Source organism: Pseudomonas kitaguniensis, assembly GCF_009296165.1.
Classification (GTDB): Bacteria; Pseudomonadota; Gammaproteobacteria; order Pseudomonadales; family Pseudomonadaceae; genus Aquipseudomonas; species Aquipseudomonas kitaguniensis.
Map to the genome: position 1 here is coordinate 16,036 of NZ_VUAZ01000022.1, position 10,094 is coordinate 26,129.

Here is a 10,094-nt window from a genome sequence, read left to right on the forward strand (position 1 = left end):
GCGGTTATGCAACCGAACGGTGCGCGAGCCTGCACGGGTAGCGCTTTAATTTGGTGCGACAATGGTTTTATAGCACTGGAACGGGGCGTTCCGAGTGGAAATGAGAAAGCGCCTGTATGAATATTCCTTCATCTAACTCGCTCAGGTGTTTTTAAGCCTGTTCCTGCGCGTCCATCGCGCGCGCCGATGGGCGCGGTCAGGTCGGCCACGTCGGCCTGTATATCGGCGAAGGCAAGTTCATCCATTCACCGAGTACCGGCAAGCGCGTGCGTATCGACTCGCTCAGCAGCCGCTACTGGAACAAGCACTACACCACGGCCAAGCGCTTCCACACGGCGGGCTGACCGGCTTACTCGGTGCTGCCCAGCCCTTGCCAGTGCTTGAGGCCGATGAAGATAAAGCGCAATTGCTGGGTGATTTTTGCTTGGGGTGTCAGGTGCGCAGGCAGCGCTTGGGCGGGCGGGTCGATGATGTCGGGCAAGGTCGCGAACACACTCTTGACGATCAGGTCGGCCATGACGTGCAGCCCTTCAGCATCCAGGTGCTGGAGTTTGGGCATGCGCGTAAGGTCGGCAGCCAGGTCGCTGGTGATGTCTTCGCGCAACGCGCCGATGGCTTGGCGCACCGCCAGGCAGCCGCCGTATTGTTCGCGGGCGAGGAACAGGAACTGTGAACGGTTGGCCGAGACCACATCCAGAAAAATGCGCACGGAGGCATCGATGATGCCGCCCATCACGAATTCATTGTGGCGCACCAGGCGAATCGTCGCGCGGAAGGTCTGGCCGACTTCACTCACCAATACCAAGCCCAGCTGGTCCATGTCGTCGAAATGACGATAAAACCCGGTGGGTACTATGCCGGCGGTTTTCGCCACTTCGCGCAGGCTGAGGCTGCGAACCCACGGCCACACTCCATCAGATGGCGGGCTGCGTCCATCAAGGCGAGTCGGGTCTGTTGCTTCTGTTCGGCGCGGGGCAGCATTGGCGGGCGGGCTTTGTCGGCAAGTCAGCGAAGCACTCTAGCAAAACAGCTTCGTCGGCGTCGAACTTGGCGCACGCTATGCGCGGCAAATGGGGGGCACAGGCGGTTTAAAACCAATCTTTAGAAAGTCAAAAGCCCGATCCACAGACCGGGCTTTTTTCTGGGCTACCACAGGCTTAGCTCTGTGCTTGATGCAGGTCTTGCAAACGGTCTGAACCACCTTCAGCAACACCTTCGGTGTAAGCGCGTTCGTTGGCTTTTTCCGAACCGCCTTCTACCAGGCCTTTTTGTTCCAGGCGATCACGGCCACCTTCGGCAACGCCTTCGGTGTAGGCACGTTTGTTGGCGTGTTCCGAACCATTTTCGGCAACAGCGCCACTGGCGTAGTCACGGTTTTCTTCTTCTTGCGAACCGCTGCGGGCCAGGGTTTGGCTGGTTTGCACGGCTTGGGCGGAATTCTGTGGGGTAGCTTGTTCAGCGGCTGGCAGGGCAAAAGCGCTGGAAGCCAGGACCGACAGCATAACGGTAGCGAGTAATTGGCGTTTCATGAGGGTTGCTCCTTGGGAGTGCGATAAAGTGGGTACATGGCTAATGCTACTCTCGATAAGTCGATATAAAAGTTCATAAACACAATGGTAATAATCAACAGAATTGATTGTTCCAGGCGGAGGCTCTAGCACGCACCTCTCAAGCCCGCGGTTTTGCACCAAGGTGGGTATTTTCGACTCGCTTGTGGGTAACACCGGTGCAGTGTTGATGGTTTATTCGACTGCGGCTGTAGGATGAATCGCTTTTTTTGCGATGAATTCGTACTCCGGCTAAACCCCCAGACCGTTTGTCAGTCGTAGCCTTATGAGCTGTAGTTAAAAGGTGCGCGCAGCGCGCACCCTCAGTCGTACTCAGGAGTTATGTGCAATGACGCGCACTCGTAAAATCGTCGCTTGGAGCTGCGCCAGCTTCGTTGTGTTAATCGCCGTGGTGGTATTGGTTCTGGTGTTCTTTGACTGGAACCGCATCAAGCCGCCGCTCAATGCCAAAGTCTCCGAAGAGTTGCATCGCCCGTTTGCTATCAATGGCAACCTGGCGGTGGTGTGGGCGCGTGAGCCGGATGAAGGCGGCTGGCGGGCGTGGGTGCCGTGGCCGCACGTGATTGCCGAAGACCTGAGTTTGGGCAACCCCGACTGGTCGAAAAAGCCGCAAATGGTCACGCTCAAGCGCGTGGAGCTGCGTATTTCGCCGTTGGCGCTGTTGGTGCAGCGCGTGGTGATCCCGCGTATCGACCTGACCGAGCCGAGCGCCGACTTGCAGCGCCTGGCCGATGGTCGCGCCAACTGGACCTTCACCTTCGACCCCAAAGACCCCAACGCTGAACCTTCCAGCTGGTGGTGGACATCGGCGCGATTGGCTTCGACAAGGGCCATGTAACGCTCGACGATCAAACCCTCAAGACCCAACTCGATGTGATCATCGACCCGCTGGGCAAGCCGATTCCGTTTGGTGAAATTGTCGGCGACGCCGATGCCAAAAAGGCCTTGGAAAAAGGCTCGGCGCCGCAGGACTACGCGTTTGGCCTCAAGGTCAAAGGCCAGTACCACGGCCAGAAACTTGATGGCACCGGCAAGATCGGTGGCCTGATCGCCTTGCAGGACGCGACCAAGCCGTTCCCGTTGCAGGCCCAGGTTAAAATCGCCGCACCCGCATTGCGCTGGCCGGCACCCTGACCGACCCGCTGAACCTCGGCGCGCTGGACCTGCGCCTGAAACTGTCCGGCAGCAGCCTCGGCAACTTGTACCCATTAACCGGCGTGACGCTGCCGGATTCGCCGGCGTACTCCACCGACGGCCACCTGATCGCCAAGCTGCACGAAGCCAGCGGCGCCTCGTTCAGCTACGAGAATTTCAACGGCAAGATCGGCGACAGCGACATCCACGGCAACCTTGGTTTTGTGGCCAGCCAGCCACGGCCCAAGCTCAGTGGCGCGCTGGTTTCCAACCAGTTGCTGATGGCCGACCTCGCGCCGTTGATCGGCGCAGACTCCAATGCCAAGCAAAAAGCCCGGGGCGGTGAAAGCAAGCAGCCTGCGACCAAAGTGCTGCCGGTGGAAGAGTTCCGAACCGAGCGCTGGCGTGACATGGACGCCGATGTGGAATTCACCGGTAAACGCATCGTGCACAGTGCCGACCTGCCGTTCACCGACCTCTACACCCACGTGGTACTCAAAGACGGCGAACTGAGCCTCGAACCCCTGCGTTTTGGCGTGGCCGGCGGCAAGCTTGATGCGCAGATTCGCTTGAATGGCCGCACCACACCGATGGAAGGCCGCGCCAAACTCACGGCTCGCAACTTCAAGCTCAAGCAGCTATTCCCGACGTTTGAGCCGATGAAAACCAGCTTTGGTGAACTCAACGGCGATGCCGATATAACCGGGCGTGGCAACTCTGTAGCAGCGCTGCTGGGCAGCTCGAACGGCGATCTGAAAATGCTCATCAACGACGGCGCTATCAGCCGTGGCCTGATGGAAATCGCCGGGCTTAACGTGGGCAATTACGTGGTGGGCCGGCTGTTTGGCGACAAGGAAGTGAAGATCAATTGCGCGGCGGCGGACTTCGGCATCAAGACCGGTCTGGCGACCACGCGCTTGTTTGTGTTCGATACCGAGAACGCGATTATTTACATCGATGGCACCGCGAATATGGCCACCGAGCAGTTGGACCTGACTATTACGCCGGAGTCGAAAGGCTTCCGCCTGTTCTCGCTGCGCTCTCCGCTGTACGTCAACGGGCCGTTTATCAAGCCGAATGCCGGGGTCAAGGCGGTGCCGCTGATGCTGCGTGGCGCGGGCATGGTGGCGCTGGGTGTGGTTGCCGGCCCTGCAGCAGGGTTGCTGGCACTGGTTGCACCGAGCACGGATGAACCCAACCAATGTGCCCCGTTGTTGCAGCAGATGCAGCAAGGCAAAGCGCCGAAGACCGTGAAGTAACGATCAAACCCCATAAACCAATGTGGGAGCGGGCTTGCTCGCGATGGCGGTGGTTCAGTCAAGATGTATATCGACTGTTACTCCGCTATCGCGAGCAAGCCCGCTCCCACAGGGGTGGGGTGTTGCAGTGTTGCTGATTACAGGCTGCTGAGGATGTCAGCCATGTCGTCTGCGTGTTCTTCTTCCTGTGCCAGGATTTCTTCGAACAGGCGGCGAGTGGTTGGGTCCTTGTCACCGATGTACTGGATAATCTCGCGATAGCTGTCCACCGCGATGCGCTCGGCCACCAGGTCTTCGTAGACCATTTCCTTCAAGCTGTTGCCCGCCACGTATTGAGCGTGGGAGTTTTTCGACAGCAGGTCCGGGTTGAACTCCGGCTCACCGCCCAATTGCACGATGCGCTCGGCGAGTTTGTCGGCGTGCTCGGCTTCTTGGGTGGCGTGCTCAAGGAACTCTTCGGCGGCAACGTGTGCCTTCACGCCGGTTGCCATGAAGTAGTGGCGCTTGTAGCGCAGTACGCACACCAATTCAGTGGCCAGCGAGCCATTGAGCAGGCGAATGATCTCTTCGCGGTCGGCGTCATAACCCTCGGTCACGGCACCGTTTTCGACATTCTGGCGGGCGCGTTGGCGCAGCGTCGCAACGTCAGTCAAGTTTGCTTCAGTCATCTCAATCTCCTGGTGCTAATCCGGTTTTACGCCACGCTCTACCGGCGTGATCGCTCGAAGTTGTGAGTACTTGAGGCAGCAAAAAGTTTTATCGGATTTGCCCGCAGCGTCATACGTCAGGCTCAACGGTGGGAGCGGGCTTGCTCGCGAAGGCGATGTATCAAGCGACGCGGGCAGCCTGACTGCGCACCGGCGTGGTCCAGCGCTCCGACAAAATCACCCCGCCCAAGGTCAGCAAGCCACCGACCAGGTGGTACAGCGCCAACGCTTCCTTCAACACCAGCGCCGCAATCAACGCGGTGATCAACGGCAGCAGGTTGAAAAACAGCGTCGTCCGGCTTGGTCCCAGGGTTTTTACCGAGTGCATCCACGCCAGCGGCGCGAGCATCGACGCCAGCAAGCATGCGTACATCACCAGCGGAATATTCGCCCAGCTCAAACCGGCTTTGGTCGAAAACAGGAACAGCGGAAACAGCACCACCACTGCCACCAGCACCTGCAAATACAGCAACACCAATGGCGGCAGGCGCAACTGCCATTTTTTCAGCAGGGTGCTGTAGACCGCGTAGGCCAGGGTGGCCACCAGCATCATGCCATCGCCCAGGTTGACCCCATGTTGCAGCAGCGCGCTGAGGCTGCGGCCGACACCACCACCACCACGCCTGCGAACGACAGCACCGCGCCGGCCAGCGCGCCAAACGTCAGGCGTTGGCCGAGGCTGATAATGGCGGCGGTCAGCGCCATCAGTGGCATCAGCGAGAGGATGATGCCCATGTTGGTGGCGCTGGTCAGCGTCGCAGCGTAGTAGGCCAGGCTTTGATACACCGCCATGCCGAGCACGCCGAGGATGAAGATCTTGCCCAGGTTCGGGCGGATCAGCGGCCAGTTGGCAACCACCGGCTTGAGCATGAACGGGGTAAACAGCAGCGCCGCCAGCAACCAGCGGTAAAAGCCGATTTCGGCAGGGAAGATCGCGCCCACGGCCAATTTGTTGATAACCGTGTTACCGGCCCAGATAAAAATGGCGAGCAGGGGATACGCATATTGCATCTAAAAAAACCAAGTGGGTTGAAGAGGCGCGATTATCCCCTGTCTGGAAAAATCCTGTACGGCGATCAAGGCTGCCGCAGTATCGGCGGTCGAATATTTATGGCCCCTGACAGGTAACAGGCTTTGACTACACTGCTGGTAGGCCGTGCCCCTTCGGCACGGTAACAAGGAGAAAACTCCATGAAGATGCTGCGTATTCCGCTGTTGATGATGGGCTTGCTGTTGTGTTCTCAAGGGTTTGCCGCGACCGCCCAGCAAAATAAAATGACCACCTGCAATGCTGAAGCCAGCACCAAGACGCTTAAAGGCGATGACCGCAAGGCCTTTATGAAGACCTGCCTGTCGGCGCCGGCGGCCAACGACGCGAAGACCCTGACCCCACAGCAGCAGAAGATGAAAGACTGCAATGCGTCGGCGAAAACCAACGCCCTGGCCGGCGATGCGCGTAAAACCTTTATGAGCACCTGCCTCAAAGGAAGCTGATTACGCGAATCCGCTGTGGGGGCGGGCTTGCTCGCAAAAGCGGTGGGTCATGCAACACATCAGTGACTGGGCTACCGCATTCGCGAGCAAGCCCGCTCCCACACTGACGGTGTTCACAGCAATCAGACCTCTCGCTTGATTGTCTCAAGGCTGGCAGACTGCCCATCCTTTAACGCCGTTCGTTTTGAGGCTGTATGCCAACGTTTTCTCAGCGTCACGTGTTGTTGCTGGTCAGTTGCGTCATCATTTTCGGTGGTTTACTGCTGGTTCTGCCGCTCAAGCTGCTGCCCAGCCTGTTGGCCGGCCTGCTGGTGTATGAACTGGTCAATATGCTCACCCCGCAGTTGCAACGGCTGATCGAAGGCCGCGCGCGCGTTGGCTGGCCGTGGCGTTGCTGGGCACCTTGATCGTCAGCGTGCTGACCTTGATCTTCGCCGGCGCCATCAGCTTTTTGCTCCACGAAGCGGAAAACCCCGGCGCTTCCCTGGATAAATTCATGGGCGTGGTCGACCGCGCGCGTGGCCAGTTACCGCCGTTCCTTGACGCGTACTTGCCGGCCAGCGCCGCCGAGTTCCGCGTGGCCATCGGCGATTGGCTGAGCAAACACCTGAGCGAGCTGCAGCTGGTCGGCAAAGACGCCGCCCACATGTTCGTCACCCTGCTGATCGGCATGGTGCTGGGCGCGATCATCGCCCTGCAACGCGTGCCCGACGTGACCAAACGCAAGCCACTGGCTGCCGCCTTGTTCGACCGCCTGCACCTGCTGGTTCAAGCGTTTCGCAACATCGTATTCGCGCAGATCAAGATTGCTGCGCTCAACACCGCCTTCACGGCGATCTTTCTGGCGGTGGTGCTGCCGTTATGCGGGATTCACCTGCCGCTGACCAAAACCCTGATCGTACTGACCTTCCTGCTCGGCCTGCTGCCAGTGATCGGCAACCTGATGTCGAACACGCTGATCACCATCGTCGCGTTGTCGCTGTCGATCTGGGTGGCGGTGGCGGCGCTGGGGTATTTGATCGTGATTCACAAGGTCGAGTACTTCCTCAACGCGCGAATCGTCGGTGGGCAGATCAGTGCCAAATCGTGGGAATTGCTCCTGGCGATGCTGGTATTCGAAGCCGCATTCGGCCTGCCGGGCGTGGTGGCGGGGCCGATTTATTATGCGTATTTGAAGAGTGAGCTGAAGCTGGCGGGGATGGTTTGACTGTATTCCGGCAGGGCGACTGAAGAGCCGCCCTGTTCCCGCTTAGGACGCAGGGGTTTCAGGTGTACACAGATCAAACTGTGGGAGCGGGCTTGCTCGCGATGGCGGTGTGACAGTCAATTAATGTGCTGGCTGTCACACCCTCATCGCGAGCAAGCCCGCTCCCACAGTTGATTTTCAGTGTTGGTGACATCGGGGCCGGTCAGTTGCCGTAGCGCTTGCTGGCCTCAATCGCCAAACCGCTGCCGATGCTGCCGAAGATATTCCCTTCCACGTGCCGCGCGTTCGGCAACATCGCCGAGATGCTGTGGCGCAGCGCCGGAATGCCGCTGGAACCGCCGGTAAAAAACACCGTGTCCACTTGCGCCACGTCTACCGAGGCGTCGGTGAGCAATTTGGTCACGCTGTTGCGCACGCGCTCCAGCAAGCCATCAATCGCCGACTCGAACAGCGTGCGGCTCAGGTCCACACTCAAGCCCGGTTCAACCCGGTCCAGCAGCACGTGACGGCTGTGTTCGTGGGTCAGCTGGATCTTGGTTTCTTCGACTTCCATGGCCAACCAGTGCCCGGCACGCTGTTCGATCAGCTTGAACAGGCGGTCGATGCCGCCGGTGTCTTCGATGTCGTAGCGCATGCTGCCCAGCGCCAGTTGGGATTTTTGCGAGTACACCGAGTTGATGGTGTGCCAGGTGGCGAGGTTCATGTGGTGGCTGGTGGGCATGTAGGCGCCGCTTTTCATGCGGCTGCCGTAGCCGAACAGCGGCATCATGCCGGCGAGCGACAGTTGCTTGTCGAAGTCGGTGCCGCCGATGTGCACGCCGCCGGTGGCGAGGATGTCGTCGTGGCGGTTGTCGTTATGGCGACGGTCCGGCGACAGGCGTACCAGCGAGAAGTCTGACGTACCACCGCCGATGTCGACGATCAGTACCAGCTCTTCCTTTTGAATGGTGGACTCGTAGTCGAAGGCTGCCGCAATCGGTTCGTACTGGAACGAGATGTCCTTGAAGCCGATCGCGCGTGCCACGTCCACCAGGGTATTTTCGGCTTCCTGGTCGGCCATCGGGTCGTCGTCGACGAAGAACACCGGGCGGCCCAACACGACTTCTTCGAACTCGCGGCCGGCGGTGGCTTCAGCGCGGCTTTTGAGTTGGCCGATAAACAGCCCAAGCAGGTCGGTGAACGGCATGGCCGTGCCGAGTACGCTGGTGTCGTGCTTGATCAACTTGGAACCGAGCAGGCTCTTGAGCGAGCGCATCAGCCGGCCTTCGTAGTTTTCCAGGTACTCGTGCAGGGCCAGGCGGCCGTACACCGGGCGACGTTCCTCGAAGTTGAAGAACACCACCGACGGCAGGGTGATTTTGTCGTCCTCCAGCGCGATCAGCGTTTCCATGCCGGGGCGAATCCAGCCGACGGTAGAGTTGGACGTGCCAAAGTCGATGCCGCAGGCACGGGCTGGGGATGAGTTTTCCATGTCTATCGGGTTCCGGTTGAAAAACGGCCGCGCAGTGTATGCCAGTCGAAGGCGGATGCGTAGGCCGACCATCCGTTAAATCGTGCTTGAAACCTCAGGTTTTGCCCCCACATCTGTTGCATACGGCTAGCGCCGATAACACTTTGACGCACCCTCAGGCCACAACACTCAACAGGTGCAAAGCAGCGCACGTTGTGCCCAAGGCTGTGCGATCTCGATTAAGGATGGTGAACCGCCGATGGATTTCAAAGACTACTACAAGATTTTGGGTGTCGAGCCGACGGCCGACGACAAGGAAATCAAGGCCGCCTACCGCAAGCTCGCGCGTAAATATCACCCGGACGTGAGCAAGGAAAAAGACGCCGAAGAACGCTTCAAGGACGCCTCCGAAGCCTATGAAGCGCTTAAAAGCGCAGACAAACGCGCGGAATACGACGAGCTGCGCAAATACGGCCAACATGGCCAGCCGTTTCAGGGCCCACCGGGCTGGCAGAGCCGTGGCGGTTTTGGCGGTGGCCAGAACACCGAGGACTTTTCGGACTTTTTCAGCTCGATCTTCGGCAACCGTGGCGATGCCTTTGGTGGCGGCCAGCGCCGGCCTGCCGGGCGCAAGGGCCAGGATGTCGAGATGCACTTGACGGTTTCGCTTGAGGACACGCTGTCCACCGAGTCCAAGCAGATCAGCTTTCAGGTGCCGCAATACGACGCCTCGGGTCGGCACGTGAGCAACACCACCAAGAGCCTCAACGTGAAGATCCCCGCCGGGGTGGCCGACGGCGAGCGCATCCGCCTCAAGGCTCAGGGCGCTCCGGGCATTGGCGGTGGGGCGAATGGCGACCTGTACCTGATCATCAAGTTTGCGCCGCACGCCAGGTTTGAAGTGGACGGCGAAAACCTGATTATCAACTTGCCCCTGGCACCTTGGGAGCTGGCGCTGGGCGCAGAAGTGGCGGTGCCGACCCTCACCGGCAAGATCAACCTCAAGGTGCCCGCCGGTAGCCAGAACGGCCAGCGCATGCGTGCCAAAGGCCATGGCTTACTGAACAAGGCCGGGCAGCGCGGCTACCTGTTTGTGCAGCTCAAAGCCGTGATGCCCAAGAGCAGCGACGAGGAGGTCAAGGCGTTGTGGCAGGAACTCGCACAGAAAGCGGCGTTCAATCCGCGTGAGCATTTTTGATCGGTATAACTATCTAGGCTTCTCAGGCAAGGCTATTCGATAGGTTGGTTGTTTTACAGCCCATCATGGATAGCCCG

5 protein-coding genes and 5 pseudogenes are annotated in these 10,094 nt (G+C 59.4%); 5 read left to right on the top strand and 5 right to left on the bottom strand.

What is annotated here, in order from left to right:
- Positions 1-179 precede the first annotated feature (179 nt).
- A pseudogene (locus F0169_RS05160) lies at positions 180-344 on the top strand (C40 family peptidase); the annotation flags it as partial.
- A 5-nt stretch (positions 345-349) separates the two neighbouring features.
- Here the strand turns inward: F0169_RS05160 and F0169_RS05165 are convergent.
- Both F0169_RS05165 and F0169_RS05170 read right to left on the bottom strand, forming a co-directional pair.
- Positions 350-981, bottom strand: a pseudogene (locus F0169_RS05165) (TetR family transcriptional regulator).
- 176 nt (positions 982-1,157) lie between these two features.
- Positions 1,158-1,529, bottom strand: a complete 372-nt coding sequence (locus tag F0169_RS05170; protein WP_152745912.1) for a hypothetical protein — start codon at positions 1,527-1,529, stop codon at positions 1,158-1,160.
- A 367-nt stretch (positions 1,530-1,896) separates the two neighbouring features.
- Here F0169_RS05170 and F0169_RS05175 point away from each other — a divergent pair.
- Positions 1,897-3,961: pseudogene (locus tag F0169_RS05175) on the top strand (AsmA family protein).
- 137 nt (positions 3,962-4,098) lie between these two features.
- Here the strand turns inward: F0169_RS05175 and F0169_RS05185 are convergent.
- Both F0169_RS05185 and F0169_RS05190 read right to left on the bottom strand, forming a co-directional pair.
- Positions 4,099-4,629: a ferritin-like domain-containing protein gene (locus F0169_RS05185; protein ID WP_058411302.1), complete on the bottom strand. Its 531-nt coding sequence runs from the start codon at positions 4,627-4,629 to the stop codon at positions 4,099-4,101.
- A 160-nt stretch (positions 4,630-4,789) separates the two neighbouring features.
- A pseudogene (locus tag F0169_RS05190) lies at positions 4,790-5,679 on the bottom strand (DMT family transporter).
- A 180-nt stretch (positions 5,680-5,859) separates the two neighbouring features.
- On the opposite strand from F0169_RS05190, the gene F0169_RS05195 reads away from it, so the two are divergent.
- Together F0169_RS05195 and F0169_RS05200 are read left to right on the top strand one after the other, a co-directional pair.
- Complete coding sequence (locus F0169_RS05195; RefSeq protein WP_058411300.1) at positions 5,860-6,162, top strand: PsiF family protein; 303 nt, start codon at positions 5,860-5,862, stop codon at positions 6,160-6,162.
- A 194-nt stretch (positions 6,163-6,356) separates the two neighbouring features.
- Positions 6,357-7,369 (top strand): annotated as a pseudogene (locus F0169_RS05200) (AI-2E family transporter).
- A 202-nt stretch (positions 7,370-7,571) separates the two neighbouring features.
- Here F0169_RS05200 and F0169_RS05205 read toward each other — a convergent pair.
- Positions 7,572-8,840 carry an Hsp70 family protein gene (locus F0169_RS05205; protein WP_152745914.1) on the bottom strand — a complete coding sequence of 423 codons (1,269 nt, stop codon included), beginning with the start codon at positions 8,838-8,840 and terminating at the stop codon, positions 7,572-7,574.
- A gap of 238 nt (positions 8,841-9,078) precedes the next feature.
- Here F0169_RS05205 and F0169_RS05210 point away from each other — a divergent pair, with 238 nt between their 5' ends.
- The gene (locus tag F0169_RS05210; protein ID WP_099237383.1) at positions 9,079-10,017 is read left to right on the top strand and encodes a DnaJ C-terminal domain-containing protein; all 939 of its coding nucleotides are present in this window, start codon (positions 9,079-9,081) and stop codon (positions 10,015-10,017) included.
- Positions 10,018-10,094 lie beyond the last annotated feature (77 nt).